This window comes from Vibrio aquaticus, from assembly GCF_003970385.1.
Taxonomy (GTDB): Bacteria; Pseudomonadota; Gammaproteobacteria; order Enterobacterales; family Vibrionaceae; genus Vibrio; species Vibrio aquaticus.
The window spans coordinates 1-442 of sequence record NZ_RXZH01000158.1 but is presented as its reverse complement, the minus strand read 5'-3'; the positions used below and the strand labels follow the sequence as shown (position 1 = coordinate 442).

Annotated in this window: 1 protein-coding gene; it reads right to left on the bottom strand. The window is 40.3% G+C overall.

Annotation, left to right across the window (positions count from 1 at the left end; translation table 11 throughout):
* Positions 1–185 (bottom strand): hypothetical protein (locus EJ063_RS21970; RefSeq protein WP_208640399.1); only part of this gene is annotated, 185 nt, incomplete at its 3' end.
* Positions 186–442: the final 257 nt, after the last annotated feature.

Here is a 442-nt window from a genome sequence, read left to right as displayed (position 1 = left end):
CTTATTTTGTACCATGTGATCTCTTCTGCAACTATCGCTGACGGTTTGCTGCGTGCTTTCAAGAGAAAGAGTGTGAGAATGTGGAATAAGAATATCTGAGGAAGTGCCGCGAGCGGGCTACCCAACACCATGTTGGTGAGGTACGATTTTTCCATGCTCAGACCGGCTATCAGATGTTTACTCACCTGCCTCTTGAGTCGCCCTCAAGTAAAAAGTAAAGAAGAATCTACTTCAAAGGTAATGGTGAAAACCAATCACACCTGAAGAACTGCTCCACTGCCTGCATAAAAATAATAAGATACAAAATGGAAATACATAAATGTAATTGATAATTTTTCGGTTCCACGTAAGTGATTGGCCTCCAGAAAGGATTGGTATTCTGCAAGGAAATAGACATAGTGTAGCCATCTTGTGTACGAAAAGGTATGAAAACAAAAAAATA